At 61.9% G+C, this 25923-nt stretch carries 30 protein-coding genes; 24 read left to right on the top strand and 6 right to left on the bottom strand.

Annotation, left to right across the window (positions count from 1 at the left end):
* Positions 1–46: 46 nt before the first annotated feature.
* The 3 genes from ABWU19_RS00315 to ABWU19_RS00305 form a co-directional block, all read right to left on the bottom strand.
* On the bottom strand, positions 47–562 hold the full coding sequence (locus ABWU19_RS00315) for a DinB family protein (RefSeq protein WP_435899807.1): 516 nt from the start codon (positions 560–562) through the stop codon (positions 47–49).
* Complete coding sequence (locus tag ABWU19_RS00310; RefSeq protein WP_435899806.1) at positions 559–864, bottom strand: DUF1905 domain-containing protein; 306 nt, start codon at positions 862–864, stop codon at positions 559–561. Before ABWU19_RS00310 ends, ABWU19_RS00315 begins: the two co-directional genes overlap by 4 nt.
* 98 nt (positions 865–962) lie before the next feature.
* Entirely contained in the window at positions 963–3113 is a 2151-nt protein-coding gene (locus tag ABWU19_RS00305; RefSeq protein ID WP_435899805.1) for a glutamine synthetase III family protein, read from the bottom strand.
* A 303-nt stretch (positions 3114–3416) separates the two neighbouring features.
* Here ABWU19_RS00305 and ABWU19_RS00300 point away from each other — a divergent pair, with 303 nt between their 5' ends.
* Genes ABWU19_RS00300 through ABWU19_RS00290 form a run of 3 tightly spaced genes read left to right on the top strand, consistent with a single transcriptional unit; the run spans position 3417 to position 6570 of the window.
* Positions 3417–4160 carry an NUDIX hydrolase gene (locus ABWU19_RS00300; protein ID WP_435899804.1) on the top strand — a complete coding sequence of 248 codons (744 nt, stop codon included), beginning with the start codon at positions 3417–3419 and terminating at the stop codon, positions 4158–4160.
* A complete protein-coding gene (locus ABWU19_RS00295) occupies positions 4157–5182 on the top strand; it encodes a bifunctional nicotinamide-nucleotide adenylyltransferase/Nudix hydroxylase (RefSeq protein WP_435899803.1) in 1026 nt (341 codons plus the stop codon). Before ABWU19_RS00300 ends, ABWU19_RS00295 begins: the two co-directional genes overlap by 4 nt.
* Entirely contained in the window at positions 5179–6570 is a 1392-nt protein-coding gene (locus ABWU19_RS00290; RefSeq protein WP_435899802.1) for a nicotinate phosphoribosyltransferase, read from the top strand. Before ABWU19_RS00295 ends, ABWU19_RS00290 begins: the two co-directional genes overlap by 4 nt.
* On the opposite strand, the gene ABWU19_RS00285 is transcribed toward ABWU19_RS00290, so the two are convergent.
* Entirely contained in the window at positions 6567–7715 is a 1149-nt protein-coding gene (locus tag ABWU19_RS00285; protein WP_435899801.1) for a phosphopentomutase, read from the bottom strand. The genes ABWU19_RS00290 and ABWU19_RS00285 overlap by 4 nt on opposite strands.
* 63 nt (positions 7716–7778) lie before the next feature.
* A complete protein-coding gene (locus tag ABWU19_RS00280) occupies positions 7779–8699 on the bottom strand; it encodes a LysR family transcriptional regulator (protein WP_435899800.1) in 921 nt (306 codons plus the stop codon).
* A gap of 395 nt (positions 8700–9094) precedes the next feature.
* Here ABWU19_RS00280 and ABWU19_RS00275 point away from each other — a divergent pair, with 395 nt between their 5' ends.
* The 7 genes from ABWU19_RS00275 to ABWU19_RS00245 all read left to right on the top strand — a co-directional run bounded on the left by ABWU19_RS00275 (position 9095) and on the right by ABWU19_RS00245 (position 13722).
* Entirely contained in the window at positions 9095–10537 is a 1443-nt protein-coding gene (locus ABWU19_RS00275) for an MBL fold metallo-hydrolase (RefSeq protein WP_435899799.1), read from the top strand.
* Between the two features lie 62 nt (positions 10538–10599).
* Positions 10600–10908, top strand: a complete 309-nt coding sequence (locus ABWU19_RS00270) for a rhodanese-like domain-containing protein (protein WP_435899798.1) — start codon at positions 10600–10602, stop codon at positions 10906–10908.
* Between the two features lie 16 nt (positions 10909–10924).
* Complete coding sequence (locus tag ABWU19_RS00265; RefSeq protein WP_435899797.1) at positions 10925–11587, top strand: rhodanese-like domain-containing protein; 663 nt, start codon at positions 10925–10927, stop codon at positions 11585–11587.
* Complete coding sequence (locus tag ABWU19_RS00260; RefSeq protein ID WP_435899796.1) at positions 11584–11925, top strand: rhodanese-like domain-containing protein; 342 nt, start codon at positions 11584–11586, stop codon at positions 11923–11925. Before ABWU19_RS00265 ends, ABWU19_RS00260 begins: the two co-directional genes overlap by 4 nt.
* Positions 11925–12272, top strand: a complete 348-nt coding sequence (locus tag ABWU19_RS00255) for a rhodanese-like domain-containing protein (RefSeq protein ID WP_435899795.1) — start codon at positions 11925–11927, stop codon at positions 12270–12272. The genes ABWU19_RS00260 and ABWU19_RS00255 overlap by 1 nt, the downstream gene beginning before the upstream one ends.
* Positions 12263–13027 carry a sulfite exporter TauE/SafE family protein gene (locus ABWU19_RS00250; RefSeq protein ID WP_435899794.1) on the top strand — a complete coding sequence of 255 codons (765 nt, stop codon included), beginning with the start codon at positions 12263–12265 and terminating at the stop codon, positions 13025–13027. Before ABWU19_RS00255 ends, ABWU19_RS00250 begins: the two co-directional genes overlap by 10 nt.
* 242 nt (positions 13028–13269) lie before the next feature.
* On the top strand, positions 13270–13722 hold the full coding sequence (locus tag ABWU19_RS00245; protein WP_435899793.1) for a CZB domain-containing protein: 453 nt from the start codon (positions 13270–13272) through the stop codon (positions 13720–13722).
* A gap of 118 nt (positions 13723–13840) precedes the next feature.
* Here the strand turns inward: ABWU19_RS00245 and ABWU19_RS00240 are convergent, their stop codons facing one another.
* The gene (locus ABWU19_RS00240; protein WP_435899792.1) at positions 13841–14320 is read right to left on the bottom strand and encodes a TlpA family protein disulfide reductase; all 480 of its coding nucleotides are present in this window, start codon (positions 14318–14320) and stop codon (positions 13841–13843) included.
* A 421-nt stretch (positions 14321–14741) separates the two neighbouring features.
* On the opposite strand from ABWU19_RS00240, the gene ABWU19_RS00235 reads away from it, so the two are divergent.
* The 14 genes from ABWU19_RS00235 (at position 14742) to ABWU19_RS00170 (ending at position 25914) form a co-directional block, all read left to right on the top strand.
* Positions 14742–15176, top strand: coding sequence for a thioredoxin family protein (locus tag ABWU19_RS00235; RefSeq protein WP_435899791.1), 435 nt, complete (start codon positions 14742–14744; stop codon positions 15174–15176).
* Positions 15169–15630, top strand: a complete 462-nt coding sequence (soxY, locus tag ABWU19_RS00230; protein WP_435899790.1) for a thiosulfate oxidation carrier protein SoxY — start codon at positions 15169–15171, stop codon at positions 15628–15630. Before ABWU19_RS00235 ends, soxY begins: the two co-directional genes overlap by 8 nt.
* A gap of 11 nt (positions 15631–15641) precedes the next feature.
* A complete protein-coding gene (gene soxZ / locus ABWU19_RS00225) occupies positions 15642–15968 on the top strand; it encodes a thiosulfate oxidation carrier complex protein SoxZ (protein WP_435899789.1) in 327 nt (108 codons plus the stop codon).
* Positions 15969–15977: 9 nt separating this feature from the next.
* Positions 15978–16769, top strand: a complete 792-nt coding sequence (gene soxA, locus ABWU19_RS00220) for a sulfur oxidation c-type cytochrome SoxA (RefSeq protein WP_435899788.1) — start codon at positions 15978–15980, stop codon at positions 16767–16769.
* Positions 16770–16779: 10 nt separating this feature from the next.
* Positions 16780–17355, top strand: a complete 576-nt coding sequence (gene soxX / locus ABWU19_RS00215) for a sulfur oxidation c-type cytochrome SoxX (protein WP_435899787.1) — start codon at positions 16780–16782, stop codon at positions 17353–17355.
* Between the two features lie 56 nt (positions 17356–17411).
* Positions 17412–19118 (top strand): thiosulfohydrolase SoxB, encoded by a 1707-nt coding sequence (gene soxB / locus ABWU19_RS00210; RefSeq protein WP_435899786.1) that lies wholly within the window; start codon positions 17412–17414, stop codon positions 19116–19118.
* Between the two features lie 48 nt (positions 19119–19166).
* A complete protein-coding gene (gene soxX / locus ABWU19_RS00205; protein ID WP_435899871.1) occupies positions 19167–19697 on the top strand; it encodes a sulfur oxidation c-type cytochrome SoxX in 531 nt (176 codons plus the stop codon).
* 4 nt (positions 19698–19701) lie between these two features.
* Entirely contained in the window at positions 19702–20499 is a 798-nt protein-coding gene (gene soxA / locus ABWU19_RS00200) for a sulfur oxidation c-type cytochrome SoxA (protein WP_435899785.1), read from the top strand.
* Positions 20500–20550: 51 nt separating this feature from the next.
* Positions 20551–20982, top strand: coding sequence for a rhodanese-like domain-containing protein (locus tag ABWU19_RS00195; protein WP_435899784.1), 432 nt, complete (start codon positions 20551–20553; stop codon positions 20980–20982).
* Between the two features lie 9 nt (positions 20983–20991).
* Positions 20992–21858 (top strand): translation initiation factor 2, encoded by an 867-nt coding sequence (locus ABWU19_RS00190; protein ID WP_435899783.1) that lies wholly within the window; start codon positions 20992–20994, stop codon positions 21856–21858.
* 123 nt (positions 21859–21981) lie between these two features.
* A complete protein-coding gene (locus tag ABWU19_RS00185) occupies positions 21982–23262 on the top strand; it encodes an FAD-dependent oxidoreductase (RefSeq protein WP_435899782.1) in 1281 nt (426 codons plus the stop codon).
* Positions 23263–23320: 58 nt separating this feature from the next.
* Positions 23321–24616 (top strand): sulfite dehydrogenase, encoded by a 1296-nt coding sequence (gene soxC / locus ABWU19_RS00180; protein ID WP_435899781.1) that lies wholly within the window; start codon positions 23321–23323, stop codon positions 24614–24616.
* Positions 24616–25179 (top strand): c-type cytochrome, encoded by a 564-nt coding sequence (locus tag ABWU19_RS00175; RefSeq protein WP_435899780.1) that lies wholly within the window; start codon positions 24616–24618, stop codon positions 25177–25179. The genes soxC and ABWU19_RS00175 overlap by 1 nt, the downstream gene beginning before the upstream one ends.
* A 9-nt stretch (positions 25180–25188) precedes the next feature.
* A complete protein-coding gene (locus tag ABWU19_RS00170) occupies positions 25189–25914 on the top strand; it encodes a Rieske (2Fe-2S) protein (protein WP_435899779.1) in 726 nt (241 codons plus the stop codon).
* The last annotated feature ends 9 nt before the right edge of the window (positions 25915–25923 follow it).

The raw sequence follows: 25923 nt of genomic DNA, 5'->3' as shown, positions 1-25923 counted from the left end.
CCCCAACAGAGGCGTCCGACCAGGCTCTACTGCAACGGGCATTCGGCTAGCAGTTTGGTAGGAACCACAACAAATCCAAAGCAGGCGGCTTGATGCCCTGGGTACGCAAAAGCACCGCAATCTGCGCGGTGTGCCGCATCTCGTGAACCACGACGTGCCACAAGAGGCCCTCCACGGTGTAGCACCGCTCAGGCGCGTCGTGCAGATACACGGCCCGTTTGAGCTCGTCGTCCGTCAGCGTGCCAAGGTAGCCCAGGGTGCTTTGTTCAACCGCCCGCCAGTAGTCCAGCAGGGTTGGCAGAGGAAAGCCCGCATACTCCGGGTCGCCGGTGGTGTTTTGCAGGGCAGGCATGCGCGCCAGCACTGGTTCGTTGCGCCCTATGTCCTCGTGTAACCAGGAGTCCTCTACGCTGGCAATGTGGAACACCAGGTCTTTGATGCAATGGAATCGCTCGCCACCTAGCAGCGGGCGGGACAGCACCTCGTCCGACACAGCCTCGAGCACCGCCCACAGCTCACGCCGGGCGCGAACCAAGTAGCTGTACATTTCGGGTATGTTCATCGCTTCCTTTTCTCATTTGGGCTGACCTCGAGCCACACCTGCACGATCTGCCCCACCTCGAGGCCCTCGGCCCGTCGAACCGCATCCTTGAGCGGAAGCACATACAGGCCGTCCTTGGGCCACAGCGAGGTCTTCCACTCGGTCTGGCCGATGCGGACTTGTACCGGGATCATGCCCCAGCCGTAGGTCAAAAACCGCTCGGCGCGCTTGATGGCCTGGCTCTGCTCGTCGGAAACGGTCACGAAGTAGAACGGCGCGGGGCCGCGCCACTCCCAGATTACCCCGCTAAACCTTAGCCCCATCCTCCCTCCCAGGTCTTTTTCCTTGGCAGCCTCAGCGCAATTATAGCCTTGCAGTAAAAAACCACCCCCTGCAGCGGGGGTGGTGCAAAAACAGGGTTCTACTTGACAAACAGCATCTCGCGGTAGCTGGGCAAAGGCCAGTGCTTATCGGCCAGGATGCGCTCGAGCGCGTCGGCGGCCTTGCGCACCTCGTTCATGGCAGGCAACACATTGTCGCGCATGTGGTGGGCTTTTTCGTGCACTTCGTCGCCGCCCAGCTCGGCATTTTGCGCCTTGAGTTTTTCCAGAGCGTCCGAGAGGGCATCGGTAGCCTCCACAACCTGTTTGATGGTGCGCTCAACCGCACGAGACTTGACCTCAATCTCCGAAAGCTCCGCCAGGTAGCTCAGGGCACTGGGCAGAATCTGGGTCTGGGCAACCCATTCGGTGGTCTCACCCTCGATGTTCACCTGCTTGAAGTAGATGTCGTACATGATCTCCTGGCGGGCGTGAATTTCGCGCTCGTTGAGCACCCCCAGGCGGGTGAACAGCTTGATGTTTTTCTCGTCGGTAAAGTGTTCAATGGCGTCCACGGCAGTCCGCAGGTTCAGCAGCCCGCGCTTGGCCGCTTCCTTGTGCCAGGCTGCCGAGTAGCCGTCGCCGTTGAAGACGATGCGCTTGTGCTTGGCGTAGGTCTCCTTGATGGTCTCCAGGGCAGCCTGCTCAAAGCCCATCTTTTTCTTCATCTTGGCCTCTACCGCGTCCATCAGGGCGTCAACGGCATCGGCCACGATGGTGTTGAGCACCGTAATGGGGAAGGAGATGCTTTGCGAAGAGCCCACCGCGCGGAACTCGAACTTGTTGCCCGTAAAGGCGAAGGGCGAGGTGCGGTTGCGGTCGCCGGCATGCTTGGGCAGGGGCGGCAGCACCGGCACACCCAGCTCGAGCACTCCCGTCTTCTTGCCCGAACCCCCCTTGCCACTAGCAATGCGCTCGAAGATGTCGGTAAGCTGGTCGCCCAGGAAAACCGACATGATGGCGGGTGGGGCTTCGTTGGCGCCAAGGCGGTGGTCGTTGGAGGCCGAGGCCACGCTAATGCGCAACAGATCCTGGTGCATGTCCACTGCCTTGATCACCGCCGCGCAGAAGAACAGGAACTGCAGGTTGTCGTGGGGGGTATCGCCGGGCTCCAAGAGGTTGATGCCGGTATCGGTGCTCATGCTCCAGTTGCAGTGCTTGCCTGAGCCGTTGATGCCGGTAAAGGGCTTCTCGTGCAGCAGCGCCACCAGGCCATAGCGGCGCGCGGTGTTGCGCAGGGTCTGCATGATCAGCTGCTGGTGGTCAGCGGCAATGTTGGAGGGCTCGAAGATGGGGGCGATTTCGTACTGGCCGGGGGCCACCTCGTTGTGGCGGGTTTTTACCGGGATACCCAGGGCATAGAGCTGGTTTTCCACATCGGTCATAAAGGACAACACCCGGTCGGGGATGGAGCCAAAGTAGTGGTCCTCGAGCTCCTGTCCGCGCGGCGGCTTGGCCCCAAACAGGGTGCGCCCGGTCATGACCAGGTCGGGACGGCGGTAGTAAAACTCTTCGTCAATCAGGAAGTACTCCTGCTCGGCCCCCAGAGTGGCTACAACCTTGCTGGCCTCCACCCCAAAGTACTTGAGGGCCCGCTGGGTGCTTTTGTTAAGGGCCTCAATGGAACGCAGCAACGGGATCTTGAGGTCGAGCGCCTCCCCCGTCCAGCTCGCGAAAGCGGTGGGAATGCAGAGGGTTGCCCCATTGGAGTGGCGCATGATGAAGGCCGGCGAGGTAGGGTCCCAGGCCGTGTAGCCACGGGCCTCAAAGGTGGCTCGCAGGCCGCCCGAAGGGAACGAGGAGGCGTCAGGCTCGGCCTGGATGAGCTCCTTACCGGTAAACGAAGCAATCACCTTGCCATCGGAAATGGGGACATAAAAGCTGTCGTGCTTCTCGGCGGTGTAGCCGGTGAGGGGGTGGAACCAATGGGTGTAGTGGGTAGCCCCTTTTTGCAGGGCCCATTTCTTCATGGCCAGGGCGATGGTGTCGGCAATGCTGGGGTCTAGAGGAACCCCTTTCTCGATGGTGGCCTGAAGCGACTTCCATACCGGCTTGGAAACCAGCTCCCGCAGCTCATCCATGTCCAGCACATCGCTGGCAAATACCTCGCCGGCGATATCGCTGGAGACCTGCCGAACATCCTTGAACCGCCAGTTGCGGGCTGCCGAGACAACATCAAACTCGTGGGTCATATCTTCTCCTGGGGGTGGCGCCGGGTTGTCGGCTGCATTTTAGATGCTATTTGTATCTAACTTTGCCAGGCTCGACATATTCAGCAGCACCACTTGGAATAACACATTACCACAAGTCTGCAAAAATCAACACTATATTCCCCGGCAGTATTGCATTTTGTTTCTGAATTTATGAACATTTAGCCTTAAAAAGTTTTACAAATGTGCATGAATGCGTCAACACCTTGATTTAGCTACATATTGCATATATGCTTATTGCATATAAGTTTGCTGCAGAAGGGGGCCTGTTTGAATCGGCACAGCATGGAAGAGCGCCACCTCCCAAACAACTACGATCCAAATGCCTTTGACCGGCCCTCGCTAACGGTGGATGTGGTTATCCTGACCCTGCGCGAAGGGCAGCTGGAGGCCCTTCTGGTCAAGCGCAAGGAACACCCCTACCTCAACTACTGGAGCCTGCCCGGCGGTTTTGTGCAGGCCCAGGAGTCGCTCGATGAGGCGGCGGCGCGGGTGTTGCGGCAAAAGGCCGGTCTAGAAAGCGCGGTGGGGATGGAGCGAGAAGGGCCTCACAGGCACCCCATCTACCTCGAGCAGCTCTACACCTTTGGCGACCCTGGCCGCGACCCTCGGATGCGGGTCATCAGCGTGGCCTATTACGCCCTGGTAGAAGCCAACCACATCCGCGAGGTGGGCGAGGAGATCGCACTGTTCAAGCTGCGCCTGCCAGAAGGCGAAAGTGGCGTGGAAATTTTTGACAACCGGCACAAAAAGTACTCCCTGGCCTTCGACCACGCCGAGATTCTGGGGGTGGCTCTAAGGCGCATTCGGGGAAAGCTCGAGTACACCCCCATCGGTTTTGAACTGCTGCCAGAGGAGTTCACCCTACGCCAGCTGCAGGCTGTACACGAGACCATCCTGCAAAAAAAGCTCAACAAAGACTCTTTCCGGCGCAGGATGCTGGCCTCGGGAATGCTCGAGCCCACCGGCAAGCTCGAGCGTGGCCTAGGCCGACCCGCCGAACTCTACCGCTTCCGGAGGGCAACATGAAAACCGCGGTATTCATCGGGCGCTTCCAGCCACCCCACCGGGCCCACCTCGAGACCATCACCCGCGCCCTGGAGCGCTTCGATCGGCTAATTGTGGTACTGGGCAGCGCCTTCTGTTACCCCACCCCCAAGAACCCCTTCAGCGCCAAAGAGCGGGAGGCCATGATCCGGGAAAGCCTGGGCGAGGCCAGCGGGCTTCACTTTGTCCCCATCGCCGACGACTACTACGACGACCCCCGCTGGTTTCGCACCGTACGGGCTGCCGTGGAGGCCCTTACCGGCCCGGAGGCCGAGATCTATATCACCGGCTACCACAAGGACGAAAGCAGCTACTACCTGCACGGCTTTGGCGGCTGGCCCTTTGAGCCCAGCGGTGTGGTAAGCCAGATCAACGCTACCGATGTGCGAAACAGCTACTTTGCCGGCAGCAGCAAGTGGAAAGCTATGGTTCCGGGTGCGGTGCGGCAGTTTATGGAGCAGTTTGCCCGCACGCCCAGCTATGGCCGCTTGCAGCAGGAGTGGAAAACCATCCAGCATTACCGCGCGCTCGATTCACGCTACCCCTATCCCCTCCTCCACGTGGCCAGCGACGCAGTGGTGCTGGCCCAGCAGCAGGTGCTGCTGGTCGAACGCGGGGGGTCGCTGGGCAAAGGGGCCTGGGCCTTGCCGGGGGGCTATGTGGAGCTTAGAGAAACCCTGCTGCAAGCCGCCCTGCGCGAGTTGCGCGAGGAGACCGGCCTGGCCCTGGGAGCCCAGCACCTCAAGGCCACCCAGGCCTTCGACTACCCTGGCCGCAGCCTGCGCGGAAGGGTGATTAGCCTGGGCCACTTCTTCGACCTGGACGATACCCCACCCCCAGCGGTAGAGGGGCAGGACGACGCTTCCAGGGCCTTCTGGCTGCCCCTGGCCGGGCTCGAGCGCCACCAGGATCGCTTCTTTGAAGATCACTATCAACAGATTTGTTGGTTTTTGGGGCGTGCGCCGCACCAGCCCGCGCTATTCCAAGGAAAGGAGCCTTCGTGAAAACCCTCAACCCCCACAACCTGATCCTTAACACCGACAGCTACAAGGCCAGCCACTTCGCCCAGTTCCCCAAGGGCATGACCTACGCCAGCTGGTACATCGAAAGCCGGGGCGGCGACTCCAACTTTGTGCGCTTCTTCGGCCTGCAGGCCTTCCTGATCGAGTACCTGAGCAAAGGGGTTGGCATGCGCGAGGTGGAGGAGGCCCAGGAGGTCTTCCAAGCCCACGGCCTGCCCTTCCCCTACGAGGGCTGGCGCCACATCGCCCAGGACTTAGGGGGGCGGCTGCCGGTACGCATCCGGGCGGTGCCGGAAGGGACGGTAGTGCCCGTGCACAACCCCCTGGTCATCATCGAGAGCACCGACCCCCAAGTGCCCTGGCTGCCGGGCTGGCTCGAGACCGCCCTGCTGCGCGCGGTCTGGTATCCCACCACGGTCTGCACCATCTCCTGGAACATCCGCAACACCATCAAAGAGTACCTGGAGAAAACCGCCGACGACCCCGAGGCCGAGCTGCCCTTCAAGCTGCACGACTTTGGCGCGCGGGGGGTGAGCAGCTTAGAGAGCGCCGGGCTGGGGGGAATGGCCCACCTGGTCAACTTCCAGGGCACCGACACCGTCACCGCCCTGGTCTATGCCCGCAACTACTACGGGGCCGAGATGGCCGGCTACTCCATTCCGGCCATGGAACACAGCACCGTAACCAGCTTTGGCCGCGAGGGCGAGGCCCAGGCCTACCGCCAGATGATCGAGACCTACGGCAAGCCGGGGGCGCTCTTGGCCATGGTGATTGACTCCTACAACCGCGAGCACGCCGTGGGTCAGATTATCGGCGAGGAACTGCGCGAGCTGATACAAAACTCGGGGGCCACCGTGGTCATCCGGCCCGACTCAGGCGACCCGCCTTTTGTGGTGCTGCGCACGGTGCAGACCCTCGAGGCCAGGTTCGGCGCCACCGTCAACCAGAAGGGCTACAAGGTGCTCCAGGGGGTGCGGGTCATCCAGGGCGACGGGGTGAACGCCGATACCATCCGCAAGGTGCTGTTTTTGCTCGAGCAGTGGGGCTACAGCGCCTCCAACGTGGCCTTCGGCATGGGCGGGGCCCTCTTGCAGCACCCCCACCGCGACACCCAGAAGTTCGCCCAGAAGCTGCACCTGGTCACGGTAGAGGGCGAGACCTACGGGGTGGGCAAAAGCCCGGTAGACGACCCCAGCAAGCTCTCCAAAAAAGGCCGCCTGGACGTGATCAAAGACGAGCGCGGCATCCGCACGGTGGAGCTGCCCTTGGAGGCCGCCCAGCCCCACCCCCAGAGCATCCTGCAGACGGTCTTCGAGAACGGCGCCATCACGCGGCGCTACACCTGGGAGGAAGTGCGGGGGAACGCCTAAAAAACGCTGGTTCCAGGCCCGGCCCAGCCCAGCCCAAAAGCTTTGGCCCAGCTTTTAGCCAGATCGGCAAAGGTGGCGCGGGTGCCCAGGTTCCGCCCGGCCATCCCCGGCCCCGCTACCAGGAGCATTCCGTACTCGCGGGTGTGGTCGGTGCCGCGGTAGGTGGGGTCGTTGCCGTGGTCGGAGACGATGAACAGATAGTCGTCCGGGCCCAGCGCGGCCAGCAGTTCGGGCAGCCGGGCATCGAAATCAAGGAGCGCTTGGGCGTAGCCTTGGGGATTGCGACGGTGACCAAACCTGGCGTCGAAGTCCACCAGGTTGGTAAAGATCAGGCCGGAGAAGTCCTGGTGCATGAGCTCCAGGGTGCGCTGGAGCCCCTCGGCGTTGCTGCCCGCCTTGACCTCGCGGCTAAAGCCCCTATGGGCGTAGATGTCGGGAATCTTGCCCACCCCCACCACCTCCAGCCCGGCGGCCTTTAGCTCGTCCAGCACGTTGTGGGGGGGCTCGAGGGCAAAGTCCTTGCGCAGGTCTTCGCGCCGGTAGTACTGTCCGGGCGCGCCCTCGAAGGGGCGGGCGATCACCCGGGCGCAGGCCAGGGGCCCCACCAGCATCTCCCGCGCCACCTGGCACCAGTGGTAGAGGGTTTCCAGGGGCACCTTGCCGATATGGGCCGCCACCTGGAAAACCGAGTCTGCCGAGGTGTAGACGATGGGAAAGCCGGTGCGCAGGTGCTCGTCGCCATAGTCGCGGATGGCCTCGGTGCCCGAGTAGGGCTGGTTGAGCAGGTAGCCCCCCACCCCAATGCGTCGGCAGTATTCGGCCAGGAAGTCCTGTGGATAACCCTGTGGAAAAACCCGAAAAGGATGCTCAAGCTGGATGCCCACAAACTCCCAGTGGCCGGTGGAGGTATCTTTGCCGGGGTTGACCTCCACCATTCGCCCAAACGCACCCCTGGGCGCTGCTACCTGAGGAAGGGTATGTACGCCGGGCACATGGCCCAACCCCAGCGCCGCTAAGTGGGGCAGCTCAATTCCGGTCTTGAGCACGGTGTGGTCGAGGGTATCGGCCCCTTCATCGCCAAACTGCACGGCGTCGGGCAGGTAGCCCAGCCCCACCGAGTCCAGCACAATGGTAGTGATCTTCATGCCCACAAGCATACCGGAGGCCGGGTTATTCACCTAAACAACTGCTGGCCAGGATAAAGCCTTCTACACCCTGGCCAGCCCCTGGGGGCTGCTCAGGCTGCGCCACAGCAGCCCCAGCAGTTCACGCGAGGCAAACTCGACCGAAGTCTCGGGGTAGGAAACCCAGTGCACGCCCAGGGAAAAACCCTGGTCTTCGATGAAAAGCAGCCGCAGAAGGCCGGCCTCGAGCTCAGGCCCTACAAATGAGCGGCTGGACAGGCCCACCCCCAGCCCGGCAGCGGCGGCGGCCTTGACCCCATACAGGCTGCCACACTCCAGCAAGCGCGCCGGTACGATGCCGTGGCGTTCCAAAAACTGCTCCAGGCGCAGCCGCAGGCGCGAGTTGCGCTGGGGCACCAGCAGCGTCATGCCCTCGAGCTGCCCCAAAGCCACACCCCCTAGCCCGGCCCAGGGATGTGAGGGCGCCACCACCAGCACCACCTCCTCACTGGTTAGGCGCTGAGCCACAAGCGGCTCAGGAAGGGCATCGGTTCCACCCAGCACCAGCGCTGCGTCCAGGTCGCGCTGGTAAACCTGTTCGATGAGCTCCAGGGTGGTGCCGTTCACCAGGTGTAGCTCGCAGCGGGCTTGCTGGGTTTGGATCCAGGAAAGCAGGGGGGCCTGGTAGCGCGGAATCAGGCTCCAGGCCAGACCCACCTCGAGGCTGGGGATGCGCTGGTGCCGCTTCTCCTCGATAAAGCGGGTGGCCTGGGCCAGGCTGCGGTTGACGGCACAGGCATAGGGCAGCAGGGCTTTGCCGGCTTCGGTCAGGGTGATGCCCTGGGGGGTGCGCTCGTAGAGGGGCTGCCGCACCGCGTCCTCGAGGGCCTTGAGGGTTTTGCTGACCGCGGGCTGGCTCAGGTGCAACACTTCGGCAGCGCGGCTCAAACTTCTGAGTTCGGCCACCACGCAAAATACCACCAAGTACCGAGGGTTTAGACGCATAAGTAAGAATCACTGCAGTATACCGTTTCGCTTATACATAAACACCTGCTACACCGGCCCAGCACAAAGACCCTCTTGCCTGGTTGTGAACCCTCACCGCTGAGCAACGCACGGCCCCCGAAAGCCGTGCCTGAGTCCTCCGGAGCCTGCCACTGAAGCGGTGGTATACTCAGGGCGACCCGCAGTTTGCATCCCTCAGATTGGCATTGGTTGGACCTTTCCCCACACATGGCTGTCTGCCCCACGGCCCGGCAAGGTGGCTTTTCGCAAAGCCCCACACCCGCAGCATTCCAGCAAGCTGCTCGGGGTTGTGTTGCCGGAGTACCTCATATCCCCTCAGGGTATTTGACAAAATACCCCCTGGGGATATACCCTGAGGGTCAGGAGGTTAGCGCATGCTCTTCAAGCAAATCTACGAGGAAGGACTGGCTCAAGGCAGCTACTTCATCGGTTGTCAGTCGGCAGGTACCGCGGTGGTGGTAGACCCCCGGCGCGATATCCAGGTCTACCTGGACGAAGCCCAGAAGAACGGCATGAAGATTGTGGCCATCACCGAGACCCACATCCACGCCGACTACCTCTCGGGCGCCCGCGAGCTGGCCAAAGCCACCGGAGCCAAGCTTTACCTGAGCGACGAGGGCGACGAAAACTGGAAGTACAAGGGCCTCGAGGGCTTCGACTATCAACTGGTGCGCGACGGCGACCAGATCAAGCTGGGCAACATCACCCTCACGGTGGTGCATACCCCCGGCCACACCCCCGAGCACATCAGCTTTCTGGTGCAGGACGGCGCAGCCGCCAGCGAGCCGGGTTTCTTCCTGACCGGCGACTTTGTGTTTGTGGGCGATATTGGCCGCCCCGACCTGCTGGAAGAGGCCGCCGGCATCCTGGGCACTGCCGAACCCGGCGCCCGGCGCATGTTCAAGAGCCTCAAGGAAAAATTCCTCACCCTGCCCGATTACGTGCAGGTCTGGCCGGGCCACGGGGCGGGTAGCGCCTGCGGCAAGGGGCTGGGGGCGGTTGCCAGCACCACCGTGGGCTACGAGCGCCGCTTTGCCTGGTGGGCCGACTACCTGCGTACGGGCGACGAAGAAGGCTTCGTGAAGGCCCTGCTCTCGGGCCAGCCCGAAGCCCCCTACTACTTCGCCCAGATGAAGCGGCTCAACCGCGACGGGATGCCCCTCCTGGGCGACCTGCGCGAACCCCACCTCTTCACCCCCGAACAGTTTGAGCGGCAGCTCAAGCAAGGGGCTTTGCTGGTAGACACCCGCGACAAGCTGGCCTTTGCCGGAGGGCACCTCAAGGGGGCCATCAACATCCCGGCAGGCAAGAGCTTCAGCACCTGGGCCGGCTGGCTCCTGCCCTACGACCGCGACCTGATCCTGCTGGCCAGCCCTGAGCGGGTGGGTGAGCTGGTCAAGCAGCTCATCCGCATCGGGCTGGACCGGGTGGTGGGGTATATCCCGGGCCTCGAGGGCTACGTGCAGGGCGAGCTCGAGACGGTTCCTCAGATCACCGCAGCCCAGGCCAAGGCCCTGTGGGAAAAGGGCGAGGCGGCCATCCTGGACGTGCGCGGGGCCGACGAGTACCAGGCCGCTCACATCCCCGGCGCCCAGAACATCCACGCCGGACGGGTGATGAACAACCTGAACCGTATCCCCAAAGACAAGCCGGTGGTGGTGCACTGCCTGGGCGGCGACCGCTCCTCCACCGCCATCAGCGCGCTGATGGGCGCAGGCTTTACCAACCTGATCAACCTGACCGGCGGCATCCGGGCCTGGCAGCAGGAGGGCTTCCCAACGGAAAAAGGCCCGGCCCGCGATCTGGTAAGCGCGTAATCGAGACACCCTCGTATCGGGCCCCTGGCCGAGGCTGGGGGCTCCCCTACAAACCAAGCACCATGAATCTACCTGTCAAAACCGCCTATCAAACCCTGGAACGCTTTTTGGTAGTGGACGTCCGCGAGCCCGAAGAATGGGCCGAGGGTCTTCTGCCAGGGGCTTTGCGCCTGCCGCTATCGAGGCTCGAGACCCTGGCCCCCCTCTACCTCGAGCGCGAACAGCCCGTATTGCTGTACTGCCGCAGCGGCAACCGTTCGCAGGAAGCCCGCCAAATCCTGCAAAAACTGGGCCACCCCAAGGTCTGGCACCTCGAGGGCGGCATCAAAGCCTGGTGCGAAGCTGGCATTCCCTGTGCAAGCCCCGTTTAATCCAAGGAGGACACCCATGCTCACTGCTCCATACAAAGACATCAGCCCCCAAGAGGCCCGCAACCTGCAAGCGCAAAAAACCCTGTTCGTAGATGTGCGCGAACCCGAGGAGTTTGCCCAGGTGCGCATCGAAGGCGCCGCCCTGATTCCCCTGTCCGAGTTTGCCGGGCGCATCGGCGAAATCCCCAAGGATCAGCCGGTGGTGCTGTACTGCCGCAGCGGCAACCGCAGCGCCCAGGCCGCAGCCTGGCTCTCGGCCAAGGGGTACACCAACCTGCTCAACCTCGACGGGGGCATTATGGCCTGGTACCAGGCCGGGCTGCCGCTGGATACAGAGCCTCTGGAAGTAACCTACCAGGACACCGCCTTCACCGAGCTCACCCCCCACCAAGCCCAGCAGTGGATTCGGGAGGGGGCCTATGTGGTGGATGTGCGCGAGCCCTACGAGTACGCCATGGGGCACGTGCCCGGCGCAGTCAATATCCCCCTGGGACGCTTTGTGAGCGAGGTGGGTAAGCTGCCCAAAGACCGCAAGCTGGTGGTGGTCTGCGCCTCGGGAGGCCGCTCGTCCCAGGCTTCTGAATACCTGGTGGGGCATGGCTTCGCCAAAGAAAAGGTGGGCAACCTCGAGGGCGGCACCTACGGCTGGATGAGCGCAGGTTTCGAGGTAGAGCGTTGATCGGCTGGCTCAAAAATCTGCTGGGTGGTGGGGCGGCAGTGGGCCGCCTCAGCCCTGCCGAGGCCCACGAAAAGGCCAAGTCCGGGGCCATTATCCTGGACGTCCGCACCCCACCGGAGCGCCAGGAGGGCAAAATTCCCGGCTCGCAGGCCCTGCCCCTTGACAAACTGGCCAGCGAATGGGAGAAACTGCCCAAGGATAAAGAGATCATCTGCCAGTGCCGTAGCGGCAGCCGCAGTGCCCAGGCCGCCCGCTTTCTGGCCGCCAAGGGCTATAAGGTCTACAATCTGGCGGGCGGTATTGAGGCCTGGAAGAGACACAAACTCCCGGTGAAGTGATGTACGACGTTTTCCCCAACGAGCTTTTCCTCTGGCAAAAGCGCGGTGCGATGCTGCTGGACGTTCGCTCGCCAGAGGAGTTTGCCGGCGGCCACATTCCGGGTTCGCTCAACCTTCCGCTCGAGCAACTCCTGGACGCACCCCAAGCCCTAAAAAGCCCTATCGTAACCATTTGCGCGACGGGCAGCCGGGCGGGGCTGGCTGCGGAGGTGCTGGGGTACGAGGGCTTCGAGGTGGGCAAGCTGGTGGGGGGCATCCAGGGGTATAGGGCCCAGGGATACCCGCTCGAGCGCTCCACTCCAACTGCAGAAACACCCTTCAATCCCACGGAGGCCCCATGCTCCTAGCCTGGATGGGCGCGATTCTAATCGGTCTGGCCCTGGGGATGCTGGGCTCGGGGGGCTCCATTCTCACCGTGCCCATCCTGGTCTATCTGGTGGGGGAACCCGACAAGCTGGCCATCGCCGAGTCGCTGGCCATCGTGGGCCTGATCGCCTTAGTGGGGGCTCTGCCCTACGCCCTAAAGGGCCTGATCGACTGGCGCAATGTGCTGTTTTTTGGCCTGCCGGGCATGGCCGGCACCTACCTGGGGGCCTACCTCTCCCAGTGGGTGCCGGGGGTCTGGCAGCTGGGGCTGTTTGCGGTGGTCATGCTGGTGGCCGCCTATATGATGTTCCGCCCGCCCAGGCTCGAGGCGACCGCACCCAAGCGCTCCTACCTCAAGATTGTTCTGGATGGCCTGGTGGTGGGCGCCCTGACCGGCCTGGTGGGGGTGGGCGGGGGCTTTCTCATTGTTCCGGCCCTGGTTTTGTTGGGCGGGCTGCCCATGCACCTGGCGGTGGGCACCAGCCTGCTCATTGTGGCCATGAAGTCGGCCAGCGGCTTTTACAAATACCTGCACCTGCTGCCCGAGCAGGGCTACACCGTGCACTGGGACATCGTGCTGATCTTCGCGGCGCTGGGCATTGCGGGTAGCCTGTTTGGGGGTCGCCTGGCCGCCTCCATTCCCCAACTTGCCCTGCGGCGCGGCTTTGCCGGGTTTTTGGTGGTGATGGGGATTTTTATCTTGTGGCAGAGCCTGCCCAGGGTGCTACATGGATAAACACGGCGAATAACGCGCTTTTTCTATACACCAGAATTGATCTCGATACGCCCATTTTGGGCGTTGTTTTTTTGCATATCGCACTCTTCACAGGCATGACCTCCCACCCAGGAGGCAACTGTGCTGTGCAGGACGCAGTAGTAATGTTGGTGAGGGGCTCAAGGACTATGAAGAGCGCTCTAACGTGTTGCCAAGCAACATTTTCCACAACTAATACACAAATTGCCCATACCATGCTACATATGAACCTATTCGAATGGCTCCGCAGCTGGGGCCGCAAACAACCCGCGGAAGCCCCTAAGTTAGACGCAGCCGAGCAGCACTTCATGGGTCTGGATGTGCAAGCGGTCATCAATGCCCACCTGGCCTGGCGCAAGCGGCTCGAGGACTCTATTCTGGGCCGCTCCAACGAAGAGCTGGACATCGGCGTCATCATGCAGGACAACCAGTGCCAGCTGGGTCAGTGGCTTTATGGTCAAGCCGCTCGCAGCACCCTGGCCCTGCACCCCGAGTTTGCAGCCCTGCGCGAAACACACCGCACCTTCCACCTGTATGCTGCGCGGGTACTCCAGACCCTCCGCATGCGGGGGGTGGAGGCCGCTCAGGCCATGCTCGATACCGAATTCGACCGTCTGTCCAAAGACATCGTGTTCAACCTGGCCGCCCTCATGGACAAGGAACGCACCCTACACTAGCTTCCTTCACCATTCAACAGCCGCACAGCCACCCCAGGGCCTTTGCGGCTATTTTTTTGCGTTGTAGCAGCCAAGCAGCAATCGGCCCCTGCGTTACCTCGAGCTGGCTGCTACAAGCTTACTGGTAGCCCGCCAGGGCCAGGTCGTCCTTGAGCGACTCTACCTCCACCTTACCGGCATAAACGTTCACCACCCTGCCCTCACCATCGAGCACAAAAGTCCAGGGCTGGCCCAGCACCCTGTAGCGGTTGGCTACGGCTACGGGGTTGTCGCCCCCAGGCAAGGCCAGCAGGGGTATAAATTTCGCGTAGTTTTTCATGTAATCCCGCACCACCTGATCGGTGTCGCGCGGCTCGCGGCTAATCACCACAAAGGGCACCTGGTACTCCTGGGCAAGCCGATGCAGCTTGGGGAATTCGGCCCGGCAGATGGGGCACCAACTGGCCCAGAAGGTAATCACCACCGGCTTACCCTTGAAACTGGCCAGGGTGTACACCTTGCCGGACACGTCGCGCAGCCGAAAATCGGGTGCCACCTGCCCCGGAGAAACAGCCAGGCCCATTGCGAACAAAAGTAGAGTTGCCCACCAGCGCTTCATGTGTCCTCCCATGTTTCGATACCAGTAGAGGGTATTCTGCTATGAATTAAATAGCAAGCTCCTTTAATGCACAAGGGGCTGGGTTACACGATTGGCACAGGCCGACAAGCAAGGAAAACGATTGGTTGGAAATTGTGCTTTTTTTGCTTACAAAAAGGCGTTTTGGGTCGTACTGGGAGTTGCTGCTTCAAAGCGCCTTGCTTGGCACAACGCGCCAGCTCATGGCCCGCAGCACCCGACCGAAGTACTGGAAAAATAGTAATGGGAGCTATATCTAAATGGAATAAAGTTTAAGATAATGCGTTCTAAAAGCATTTAGCGCTCTGACCGCTGTTTTTTGGAAGCAGTGGTGTTTTGACCAGGAGTTGACGCACATACCCCCAGGTAGTATTAATAGGTAATCGATAAGTTAAGGTTTGTTATGCGGTACATATTATTATCAATCATCGCGGCCTTACTGCCGGTTAACGCCCAGGAGGTGGATTTTGACCGCTGGTATCCCTATGCCCAGGCCAGTCAATACGCCCAGGCACATGGGCGCATCCTGATGGTCTATTTCTGGAGTGGGGCCTGTCCTTATTGCGACCAGATGAACACCCATGTTCTTTCCGACCCGGTGGTCTCGAGGATCCTCGAGCGCCGCTTTGTGGTAGCCAGCGTGGACGGCCATAGCCCCGAAGGACGCGCCCTCAGCGCGCAAATGCGGGCTTTTGGCACACCAAGTTTTGTCTTCCTCGTACCCCAGGGGGGTACGTGGAAAGAGGCGGGCCGGCTATTTGGTAGCCGCACCCGTGCACAGTTTCTGAGCGAACTGCGGCAGATCTGTGCGAAAGTGGGAGGTGAAGGTTGTGAATAGAAGAACTTTTATAAAGGCATCAGCAGGTGCGGTTGCCGGAACCCTGCTGGCCAACCAACTGACTTCGGCGCTGGCCCAGGGTGGCCTCGAGGGCGAGGATATCGCCAACCTCGAGAAAGGCCTTAGGCAGGTTCTGGGCAAGGGCTTCAGGGATCTAACCGTCTCACAACAGGTCAAGTTGGTGGCCCCCACCATCGCCGAGTCGGGCGCCAACGTACCGGTGGAGATCGAGGCCAGCCTGCCCGCCGATCAGGTCAAGGCCATCCACTGCTTCTGCGACAAAAACGCCAACCCCTTGCTCTTTACGGTAATCCTTAACGGGGTTCTACCCTACTACGCAACCCGCGTGCGGGTAGCCGAAACAGCCCCGGTACGGGCAGTGGTCGAGACCAAAGATGGCAGGTTCTTGCTGGCCTCGCAGGCGGTGCGGGTCACGGTAGGCGGTTGCGGTTAAGGAGGCATACCATGGCGATTAACATTTTGATTCGTTTCACCCCAGCTAAACCCAAGGCTGGTGAAGAAGTTCGGGTACAGATCGTCGTGCAGCACCCTATGGAGCCCGGCACCCGTCGGGATGCCAGCGGGAATCTAATCCCTGCCAACTACATCAATGATGTCGTTGTGACGATGGATGGGCAGCCCATCGCCCAGGTCAAGCCCGGCCCCGGCACCAGTGCCAACCCCCTGTTCGCCTTCAAGATGAGGGCCACCAAAGCAGGGCAGGTTAAAGTCACCTGCAAAGACCTGAACGGCCAAACCGGCGAAAGAACCGCAGACCTGACCCTGGCCTAGGAGGTTCAGATGGGTCGCTTCTGGCGTCTGGTAGGAACGGTAGTTCTAGCCCTTTTTAGCCTGCTGGTGCTGGCCCAGGAAGAGGACGATCCGGTCAAGGAGGCCGAAAAACAAAAGAAGCAGCTCCTGGAGCAAAGTGGGGGGGTGCTGCCCAGCGATCTGTTTGTTGCACAAGGAGAGCAGCTATTCAAGGCCAAGCGGGGGCCTAAGCAGGCCAGCCTCGAGGCCTGCGACTTTGGCCGGGGGCCGGGGAAGCTCGAGGGGGTGGTGGGGCGGCTGCCCCGCTACTTCTTTGACACAAGGCGGGTGGAAGACCTCGACTCGCGCATCCGTTCCTGCATGATTCGGATCCAGGGTTTCAAGCCAGAGGAAATTAAGCGCAGTGAAGTGGTGGCTATCGCTTTCTACCTGGCCTCGCTTTCCAACGAGCAACCCATCACCATCACCCCAGTAATGCCCCAGGAAAAGCGGCTCTATGAACTGGGCGAAAAGCTCTTTTACCTGCGGGCAGGCCCACGGGATATGAGCTGTGCAACCTGCCACGTTTCGTACGTGGGCCGCCGGGCCGGGGTGCTGCCCTATAGCGACCTGCTCAAGGATAAGCGTGTGGCCAGCCATTGGCCGGCCTTCCGCTACTCCAACGACCAGGCCTGGACCATGGCGGATCGTATCCGAGCCTGTTACACCGTTCTGGGAATGCCAGCCCCCGACTTCTACTCCGAACCCATCATCGCCCTAACGCTCTTCATGAACGTACAGGCCCGTGGTAGCAAGATGGATCTGCCAGGTTTCATTCGCTAAGGAGGGGGTTGTGCGGCACTTCTATCTACCCATACTGTTCGTGCTCTTGGTTTCGGTTAGCGCTCAGACCGGCCAGCCCTACATCACTCCTGAGCTACAGCAACTTATACTGGCAGGGGGCAAAAACTACTCCGACGTTCTGCTCAAGCAGGCCGCCGATCAGGCGCTGTGCTCCCGCTATCGGAACAGGCTACCCCCAGAGGTTCTGGGTGGTTTTATCGAAGAGCAACGCAAGACCATCAAGTATCCGGCCAACGGCAGGCTGATGGGCGACTGGAAAAAAGGCGAAGCCATCTACAACACCCTGGCTCGAGGCAACTGCTTCTCCTGCCATGTGGGCTCCCCTCTCAACATTGGGGGGAATGTGGGGCCAAGCCTGGAGAAGTACGGCCAGCGCGGCACTTCCGAAGCGGTTCAGAAATATACCTACGAGGTGATCTACAACACCTGGGCCTACTTCCCCTGCACGGTGATGTACCGCTTCGGGCATAATGGTTTGCTTAAACCCGAGGAGATAGCCGACGTGGTGGCCTACCTGCTCGACCCGGCCTCGGACTTCAACACCAAACCGGCGCTTAAGCGCTAGTTGCCTTAGCCGCAGTGTGTTCCCTGGCGGGCGCATGCCTGGGAAATGGAGGTGTAATGACCCGACGTGAACTGGTACAACTCTTGCTGGCCTTGGGTATTACCTCCCCCAAAGCCTTTGCCCAGGCCATGGAGCGCCCCGAGGCCCTCTACGACCTGCCCCCCTTCGGCAACGTCACCCTGCTCTTCAACACCGACCTGCATGCCCAGCTGCGGCCCCACTACTTTATGGAGCCGCCCAACCTGCTGGCCGCCAAGGCCCTGGAAGGCAAGCCCGGATACCTAACCGGCGAGGCCTTTTTGCGCTACTACGGTATCCGACGGGGTAGCCTGGAAGCCTATGCCTTTTCCTCGGTAGACTTTGTGGCTTTGGCTCAGCGCTTTGGGCCGATGGGTGGCGGGGCTTATATTGGCGCGCTCATCAAGCAGCAAAAAGCCCAGGCAGGGGAAAAGCGCACCCTGGTGCTGGATGGCGGCGATACCTGGACCAACTCCGGCATCTCGCTTTTGACCAGGGGGCAGGTGGTGGTGGACTGGATGAACCGGGTGGGCTTCGACCACATGGTCTTCCACTGGGAGTACACCCTGGGCCGCGCGCGGGTAGAGGAGCTGGTGAAGCAGTTGCAGGCCCAGATCGTCAGCTTCAACATTGTGGACGACCTCTTTGGCGACCCCATCTACGAACCCTACGCCATCCACCAAATCGGGGGCTACACGCTGGGCATCATCGGCTCCACCTTCCCCTATGTAAAGGTCTCACACCCCGAGGAGTTCTCCGAAGGGCTCTCCTTTGGCGTGCGAGAACACGAGCTACAGAAGTATGTGGACGAACTGCGGGGCAAAGGCGTGGACGCGGTGGTGCTGCTCTCGCACAACGGCGTGCCGCTGGATCTGGCCCTGGCCGGGCGGATCAAGGGCCTCGATCTGATTCTTACCGGGCACACCCACGACTTTACCCCCGCCCCCATTCGGGTGGGCAACACCTGGCTGGTGGCTGGAGGTTCCTCGGGCAAGGCGGTGGTGCGGGTGGACTTGCAGCTCAAGAAGGGGGGGATTGCCGGCATCCGGGCCAAGACCCTGCCGGTAGCCACCCACCTGATCAAGCCCGACCCCGGGCTCGAGGCCTTCATCCGCGAGGCGTATGCCCCCCACCTGGACTACCTCGATCAGGTGCTGGGCGTTACCGAAACCCTGCTGTACAAGCGCGACTCCACCTACTCCACCCTGGATGAGCTGGCCGGCAGAGCGGTTCAGGCCGCCTACCCGGAGGTGGAGGTGGCCTTTAGCACGGGTACCCGCTGGGGTACGGCCATTCTGCCGGGCCAGCCCATCACCATGGATAAAATCCTGGCCTACACCGGCTTTACCTACCCCGAGGTCTACGTGTTCAAGCTCAAGGGCGAGCGCCTACAGGCCGTACTGGAGGATGTGGCGGCCAACACCTTCAACCCCGACCCCTTCTACCAGCAAGGGGGCGACATGAGCCGGGTTTTTGGGCTTTCCTACGACCTGGCGGTGAATGCCCCTACCGGCCAGCGCATCCGCAACGTGGCCATCAAAGGCCGTCGCCTGGACCCCAACCGGGAGTACACCCTGGCCTCTTTTGGGGGGCGCCTTCAGCGCAGCGGCACCCTGGTGGAAAAATACACCCCTCGCCCCATCTACGACCTGATCGCCCTGTACCTCAAACAGGTCAAAACCGTAAACATCCCCCCGCGTCCCAGCATGCGGGTGCTGGACCAACGCTATGTGTTGCCCGGATAACCAGGAGGAGAAGAAGTGAAGAAAAGATACGTGTTAGGACTTTTGGTCATGCTGCTGGCGGGGCTTACCCTTTCGCAGCAAAGCCCTTTTCAGCAGCGCGTGCAGCAGGCCATCCAGAACGGCGGTAGCAAGTTTGCTGAAACCATGAAGCAAGACCCCGACCAGGCCCTGTGCTCGCAGTACCGCGACAAGATTCCAGCAGAGCTGGTGCCGGCATTTCTGGAGCGGCAGAAAAAGCTGATCAAGTACCCCGCCAATGGCAAGCTGATGGGCGACTGGAAACAGGGCGAGGCCCTTTTCACCAACCCCCGCAAGGGCAACTGCTACGCCTGCCACACCGGTGACCCCAAAGAGGCCGGGGCGGGGAACATGGGGCCGGGCCTGGTGGGGTATGGGGCCCGCGGCACCAGCGAGGCGGTGGTCAAATACACCTACGAAAAAATCTACAACGCCTGGGCCACCATGCCCTGCTCGCTGATGTACCGGGCCGGTCATCACGGCATTCTGACCCCGGAAGAAACCGCCCACGTAACCGCTTTCCTGCTCGAGCCGGCCTCGCCGGTCAATGCCAAGAGGTGATGCCATGCGCAACCGCAGCCTGTGGATCGGATTTTTGTTGGCGCTGGGGTTGGGCCTGAGTATTGCCCTTACCCAGCAACAAGAAGTAGACCCCTACAAGGAAGCCGAGCGGCAGCGGGAGCTGTTCCGCCAGACCGCTGGCATTTTGCCCGGCGAGCTGTATGCCGCCCAGGGTGAAGAGCTTTTTACCAAAAAGCGAGGCCCCAAGAATGTGAGCCTCGAGGCCTGTGACTTTGGCTTAGGGCCGGGGAAGCTCGAGGGTGCCCTGACCCAGCTACCGCGCTACTTTGCCGACACAAGGCGGGTGGAAGACCTCGAGACCCGCATCGTGAGCTGCATGGTGCGGCTGCAGGGCTTCAGACCCGAAGAAATCAAACGCGACGATGTAAAGGCCCTGACCGCTTACGTGGCCTCCAAGTCCAGCGAGATGCCCATCAACGTGGTTCCCAAAACCTCGCAGGAAATCGCCATGTACAACATCGGGCGTGAGCTGTGGTTCCACCGGGCGGGCGACCGCGATATGAACTGCGCCATCTGCCACGATAGCTACGCCGGGGGCAAGGTGCGGCTCTCGCCGGTACGAAGCCCACGCCAGGGCCTGTCCAACGAGTGGCCGGCCTACCGCTTCGAGGCCGACAAGCTCTTCACCCTGCAAGACCGCATCGCCTTCTGCTACGAGTCGGTGGGCATCGCCGCACCCGAGCTTTATTCCGAGCCCTACATCGCGCTCTCCATCTACATGCTGGCCGAGGCCACCAAGGGCAAGAACAAGTTCACCGAAATGCCCGGTTTCACCCGCTAAACCACGCCGCGCCGGATTTGGCAAAGGGACGGATTTGTAGAGGAGGTGTCTATGCGTAGAGGTTGGATCCTGCTGGTGCTGCTGGGCAGCTTTGGGCTGGCCCAGGAGATGACCCCTGGCGCCTTATTACAGATGGGGAGCTTCCTCAAGAAGATCAACCCCGCCAGCTACCTGCTCTACGCCGCCGAGGCCAAGGATTTTGTGGAGGTCTTCGAGCCATTTATCCTGGACGTTCGCACCGCCGAGGAGCGCTCGAGGGGCTTCCTGCCTGGCTCGGCCCATATTCACATCAGCCAGCTCCCCGACCGCCTGAGCGAGCTACCCAAGGCGAAGGATCGGCCCATCCTGGTGTACTGCGGAACCGGCCACGTCAGCGCGGTGGCGGCGGCGTATCTGCGGGCCCTGGGCTACCGCGAGGTCAAAAACCTGAACGGGGGTTTTCGGGCCTGGCTCGAGCTGGGCCTGCCGGTACAAAGACCATAGAGGAGGCATATGAAGATCAAGTGGATGTTGTTGTTGGGTTTTATGTTGTCGCTATCGGCCCTGGCCCAGTCACTGGAAACCACCTTGCGCGGGGTCAGCATAGCCGATGCCCAGGCCCGGGTCGAGGCTGCCGTAAACGCCCAGGGGCTCAAAGTCGCCCGTACCCTGAACCTGGGTGGGCAGGTCAAAAACTTCAAGGCCGACTTCCCCGACTACCTGCTGATGGTGCTGGAGCCCGAGGCCGGGGTGCTGGCAGCCGTGCAGGAAAGCGTGTTGACCGCCATTATCCTGCCGCCCACCATCTACCTGCACGCCGCCCGGCCCGGGGTGGTCACGGTGGGAACCTTCGACCCCGATCTGATGTTTGGCATGCTGGGGGTCAAAAACACCAAGAGCCGCCTGCTGGGGGCCAGGCTCAAAGCGGTGATCGCCAGCCTGGGGCTGCCCCGCAAGGTGGCCCCGGCCATGATGCCCGACCCCAGCTCCGGTATGATGCCGGCCCTGATGTACTGGGTCGAGGGGGGCGATGTGGACGAACTGACCCTCCTGATCGAAAGCGAGCTAGGCAACGCCGGCCTCAACGTGCTGCCCGCGGTCAAGATGGGCGAGGTGGTGGGCATCCAGCCCTGCAAGAGCGAATGGGCCTACGAGATGTTTATGGCCCAGCCTGCCGGTGGCTTTGCTGCCCCTTGCCGCTTCTTTGTGGCGCCCATGCCCGGTGGCGTGCTTATAGGGGCCATTGAACCCATGCTGATGGGCATCATGCCAGGGGTGGCGCAGAACCAGAAAACCATGGGCATGCTGCAAGAAGCCCGGCGGGTGATGAGCCAGATTCTGGAAGGGGTGGGCGGCCAGCCCTACCGCCCCCGGCAGTAGGGTATCAAACCACCATGGCTTTCGTGGGCTTGGATAAAATCTGATAAACTTTAGGACAAGCCCAAGCACACGAAAGTTGCCGGGGGAGCACCCTCCGGGGTGGCTCGGGTCACGGGAGGAAGCATGAGCAAGGTAACACGTCGTAAGGTTCTCAAGGCGGGTGCGGTCGCAGGTACGGCGGCAGCCAGCAGCGCGTTTGCCCAGGAGTTTTTTAGCAAGCCCAGCAGCGTCCTGGGGCCGGCCAGGGGCAACCGGGTGGTCATTATCGGTGGGGGCTGGGGGGGGGTGAGCACGGCCCGCCATCTGCGCCGCAAAAACCCCAACATCGAGGTTGTGCTGATCGAGAAAAACCCCGCCTTCATGTCCTGCCCCATGAGCAACCTGTACCTGGGTGGGGTAAAAGACCTCGACTTTATCGTCTTCGACTACGCCAACGTGGCCAAGGCCGGGGTCACCATCGTCAACGAGCGGGCCATCGAGGTCAACCGGGCCGGCCGCTACGTGCGCACCACCAGCGGCATCATCTTCTACAACTACCTGGTGGTCTCACCCGGCATCGACTACATGTACGAGGCCATCCAGGGCTACAGCGAGGTGAAGCAGTTCCTGCCAGTGGGCTTCAAGCCCTGGGAGCACATCGCCCTCAAACGCCAGCTCGACAACTTTGAGGGCGGCGACCTGGTGCTGGCCATACCCAAGCCCCCCTACCGCTGCCCGCCGGGCCCCTATGAGCGGGCGGCCATGCTGGCCTACTACCTCAAGACCAACCAGATCAAGGGCAAGGTGATCGTACTGGATGCCAACCCCGGCCCCATCTCCAAGGGCCCTGGCTTTACCGCTGCCTACAACGACCTGTACAAGGACTACATCCAGTACATCCCCCAGGCCGAGGTGACGGCCATCGACTACGCCAAGAAGGAGGTCAAAACCCCCCTGGGCGAGTTCAAGTTCGACCTGGCCAACATCATCCCGCCCATGAAGGCTGGTGAGATTGTGCGCACCGCAACGCTGGGCGACCGCTGGGCCAACGTGCGGCTGCCCACCTTCCTCTCCGAGCGGGACGACCGGGTCTACATCATTGGCGACGTCATCGGCAATGTGCCCTACCCAAAGAGCGGACAGGTGGCCTACAACGACGGCAAAATCATTGCCGACCACATCGCCCAGCGCATTACCGGCAAGCGCCTGGACGAGATCGCCAATCCACTACCCGACAACATCTGCTACAGCTTTGTAAGCAGCGAGGAAGCCATCTGGGTCTCGCACAAGCACAACTGGGACGAGGCCGCCCGCCAGGTGCGTCAGCAAGCCACTGTAGACAACAACCGCACCAGGCCCAACGGGGCGCTGGCTTTTGAATGGGCCAGGGGCCTGTGGGGCGACATGTTTGGCCCAGGCGCCTGAGCCTGGGAGCCGGGGTGGGGCGAGCACCGTCCCACCCCCACATAGGAGAAAACACCGGATGAACCGTCGTAAACTGTTGCAACTCTTAAGTAAAGGTGCGGCTGCCGGAGCCTTCGTCAAGCTCTCCGGCGGCCTGGCCCAGAGCAAAATTCCCCCAGGCGCGACCGACACCATGAAGGTGCTGGGTACCACCCTGCGCGAGTACGGCGAGCGCAGCGAGTTCGAAAAGGACGTTATTCGCTATATCTCCCCCAACCTGCGCAGCCGCCACACCGGCGCCGACTTCACCCCATTGGAGAAGCTCGAGGGCATCATTACCCCCAGCTCGCTGCACTTCGAGCGGCATCACGGTGGGGTGCCCAATGTGAACCCCGCCGACTACCGGCTGGTGATTCATGGGATGGTCGAGCGGCCCTTGATGTTCACCCTGCAAGACCTCAAGCGTCTACCCTCGGTAACCCGCACCTACTTCATCGAGTGCGCGGGCAACGGGCAAAACGGCTACCGCAACCCCCCCGACATGACCCTGACCGCCACCCGCAGCCGGGGCCTGGTCTCGAACTCTTCCTGGACGGGGGTGCCCCTCTCGATTCTGCTGAAGGAGGCCGGCCTCAAAGAAGGCGCCCGCTGGCTGATTCCCGAGGGGCAGGATGCCGCGGCCTATATCCGCAGCTTGCCGCTGGAGAAAGCCCTGGAGGATGTGCTGGTGGCCTACGCCCAGAACGGCGAGGCCATCCGGCCCGAGCAGGGCTACCCGGTGCGCCTGGTGGTGCCGGGCTGGGAGGGAAGCATCCAGGTCAAATGGCTGCGCCGCATCGAGGTCACCGACACCCCGGTCATGAGCAAGGACGAGACCTCGGAATACACCGACGTCATGGCCGACGGCAAGATCTACGCCTTTACCTGGGTGATGGATCCGGAGTCCATCATCACCTATCCTTCGGGGTTGCAACAGATTCAGCGGGGCTTCCACGAGATTCGCGGCCTGGCCTGGAGCGGCCACGGGCGCATCCGGCGGGTAGAAATTTCGCTGGATGGGGGCAAAACCTGGAAGCAGGCCAGCCTCGAGCCCGCCCCCGATGCGCTCTCGGTGGTGCGCTTCAAGTACAACTGGGTCTGGGATGGCCGCGAGACGGTCATCATGAGCCGGGCCTGGGACGAAAAAGGCAACACCCAGCCCACCCAGGAGGAGTTTTTCGCCAAGTGGGCCCGCAACAACCGCTATCACTACAACGCCATTCAGGCCTGGCGGATTGGGGCCGACGGCAAGGTGGTCAACGGCGACAAGACCCTGGCTGGAGCCCCCGCCCGGCTCGGCGCAGTGGGCCGGGGCGGCTGTGGAGGTGAGTCCTGATGCGGCACAGGTGGTTTTATCTAGCCCTTTCGGCCCTGGCCCTTTCGGCCCTGGTGCTGGCCCAGGGGCGCTATCAGATCGGTACCCCGCTGAGCGAACAGGAGGTGCAGGAGTGGAATATCCGCCCCTCCATCCTGGCCAATGGCGTCGGGCTTCCCCCTGGCGAGGGCACGGTGGACGAGGGCGCGAAGGTCTATGCCATCCACTGCGCCAGCTGCCACGGCGCGAGCGGCGAGGGTGGGGCCTTTACCCGGCTGGTCTCCGAACCCTTCCCCATCACCACAGAGGTGGACCCGGTGGACTTTGCCATCGGGAACTACTGGCAGTACGCCACCACCCTTTTCGACTACACCCGCCGGGCCATGCCCTTTGCCACCCCTGGCATCCTGACCGACAGCGAAGTGTATGCGGTGGTGGCCTACATTCTCTATCAGAACGGGGTCATCGAGGCCAACGAGCCGATGAACGCTAAAACCCTGCCCAAGGTACAGATGCCGGCCCGGGCACTATTGGAGCTGGACCCCGCCACACAAAAACGCTTCCCCTGGATCAAGCTCCCTTGAGGTTAGTAAATGGATCGTCGTAACTTTCTTGATTTGTTGGCCAAAGGCACTTCACTGGGCCTGCTGCTCAAGCTATCGCCATTGGGGATGCTCGAGTTCGTCCGGGCCCAGAGCAGCCTTACTTCCTTTCAAAAAGCCCTGCTGGTAGACAAGGCCGGCAACCCCTTTAAGCTGAGCAGCCTCAAACCCCACGAGCCCTTTGTCTTCGCCTATCCCTTTGCGGCTACGCCCAACATCCTGGTCAATGTGGACACCGAGCTGCCTCCGGTAGAGGTAAAGATGCCCGGTGGCAAAAACTACCGCTGGCCCGGCGGGGTGGGCCCCCGCAAAAGCGTGGTGGCCTACACCAGCATCTGTCCCCACTCCTACAGCTACGCCGCCCCCAACCTGGGGGCCATGGGCTACTACAAGCCCGAGGGGAACCGGGGGCCTCGCATGGTCTGCTGCGCGCACCTCTCGGCTTTCGATGTGGCCCGTGGCGGCGAGGTCAAAGGGGGGCCCGCGCCCCACGCCCTGGCTGCGGTGGCCCTCGAGTACGACCCAGCCAAGGATGAAGCCTATGCGGTGGGCTTTTTAGGCAACCCCCAGTTCGATGAGTTCTTCCGGGCGCAGAACCAGGCCCTTCGCGACCTGTTCCGCGCCACTGCCCGGGCCCGCGAAGAGGTTGCCAAAGCCACCGTGATTCCCTACGCCGAGCATACCAAAGTGCCCACCACCTGTCCGGTGTTGGGATAACCCTCGAGT

The sequence above is a fragment of the Meiothermus cerbereus genome (assembly GCF_051297115.1).
GTDB classification, from domain to species: domain Bacteria; phylum Deinococcota; class Deinococci; order Deinococcales; family Thermaceae; genus Meiothermus; species Meiothermus cerbereus_A.
This window is presented reverse-complemented; position numbering and strand designations above follow the sequence as displayed.

Bases quoted from the DNA above. Each gene is read 5' to 3' on its own strand.
- ABWU19_RS00315 (WP_435899807.1), bottom strand. From the start codon at position 562: ATGAACATACCCGAAATGTACAGCTACTTGGTTCGCGCCCGGCGTGAG.
- ABWU19_RS00310 (WP_435899806.1), bottom strand. From the start codon at position 864: ATGGGGCTAAGGTTTAGCGGGGTAATCTGGGAGTGGCGCGGCCCCGCG.
- ABWU19_RS00305 (WP_435899805.1), bottom strand. From the start codon at position 3,113: ATGACCCACGAGTTTGATGTTGTCTCGGCAGCCCGCAACTGGCGGTTC.
- ABWU19_RS00300 (WP_435899804.1), top strand. From the start codon at position 3,417: ATGGAAGAGCGCCACCTCCCAAACAACTACGATCCAAATGCCTTTGAC.
- ABWU19_RS00295 (WP_435899803.1), top strand. From the start codon at position 4,157: ATGAAAACCGCGGTATTCATCGGGCGCTTCCAGCCACCCCACCGGGCC.
- ABWU19_RS00285 (WP_435899801.1), bottom strand. From the start codon at position 7,715: ATGAAGATCACTACCATTGTGCTGGACTCGGTGGGGCTGGGCTACCTG.
- ABWU19_RS00280 (WP_435899800.1), bottom strand. From the start codon at position 8,699: ATGCGTCTAAACCCTCGGTACTTGGTGGTATTTTGCGTGGTGGCCGAA.
- ABWU19_RS00275 (WP_435899799.1), top strand. From the start codon at position 9,095: ATGCTCTTCAAGCAAATCTACGAGGAAGGACTGGCTCAAGGCAGCTAC.
- ABWU19_RS00270 (WP_435899798.1), top strand. From the start codon at position 10,600: ATGAATCTACCTGTCAAAACCGCCTATCAAACCCTGGAACGCTTTTTG.
- ABWU19_RS00265 (WP_435899797.1), top strand. From the start codon at position 10,925: ATGCTCACTGCTCCATACAAAGACATCAGCCCCCAAGAGGCCCGCAAC.
- ABWU19_RS00255 (WP_435899795.1), top strand. From the start codon at position 11,925: ATGTACGACGTTTTCCCCAACGAGCTTTTCCTCTGGCAAAAGCGCGGT.
- ABWU19_RS00250 (WP_435899794.1), top strand. From the start codon at position 12,263: ATGCTCCTAGCCTGGATGGGCGCGATTCTAATCGGTCTGGCCCTGGGG.
- ABWU19_RS00245 (WP_435899793.1), top strand. From the start codon at position 13,270: ATGAACCTATTCGAATGGCTCCGCAGCTGGGGCCGCAAACAACCCGCG.
- ABWU19_RS00240 (WP_435899792.1), bottom strand. From the start codon at position 14,320: ATGAAGCGCTGGTGGGCAACTCTACTTTTGTTCGCAATGGGCCTGGCT.
- ABWU19_RS00235 (WP_435899791.1), top strand. From the start codon at position 14,742: ATGCGGTACATATTATTATCAATCATCGCGGCCTTACTGCCGGTTAAC.
- soxZ (WP_435899789.1), top strand. From the start codon at position 15,642: ATGGCGATTAACATTTTGATTCGTTTCACCCCAGCTAAACCCAAGGCT.
- soxA (WP_435899788.1), top strand. From the start codon at position 15,978: ATGGGTCGCTTCTGGCGTCTGGTAGGAACGGTAGTTCTAGCCCTTTTT.
- soxB (WP_435899786.1), top strand. From the start codon at position 17,412: ATGACCCGACGTGAACTGGTACAACTCTTGCTGGCCTTGGGTATTACC.
- soxX (WP_435899871.1), top strand. From the start codon at position 19,167: ATGCTGCTGGCGGGGCTTACCCTTTCGCAGCAAAGCCCTTTTCAGCAG.
- soxA (WP_435899785.1), top strand. From the start codon at position 19,702: ATGCGCAACCGCAGCCTGTGGATCGGATTTTTGTTGGCGCTGGGGTTG.
- ABWU19_RS00195 (WP_435899784.1), top strand. From the start codon at position 20,551: ATGCGTAGAGGTTGGATCCTGCTGGTGCTGCTGGGCAGCTTTGGGCTG.
- ABWU19_RS00190 (WP_435899783.1), top strand. From the start codon at position 20,992: ATGAAGATCAAGTGGATGTTGTTGTTGGGTTTTATGTTGTCGCTATCG.
- ABWU19_RS00185 (WP_435899782.1), top strand. From the start codon at position 21,982: ATGAGCAAGGTAACACGTCGTAAGGTTCTCAAGGCGGGTGCGGTCGCA.
- soxC (WP_435899781.1), top strand. From the start codon at position 23,321: ATGAACCGTCGTAAACTGTTGCAACTCTTAAGTAAAGGTGCGGCTGCC.
- ABWU19_RS00175 (WP_435899780.1), top strand. From the start codon at position 24,616: ATGCGGCACAGGTGGTTTTATCTAGCCCTTTCGGCCCTGGCCCTTTCG.
- ABWU19_RS00170 (WP_435899779.1), top strand. From the start codon at position 25,189: ATGGATCGTCGTAACTTTCTTGATTTGTTGGCCAAAGGCACTTCACTG.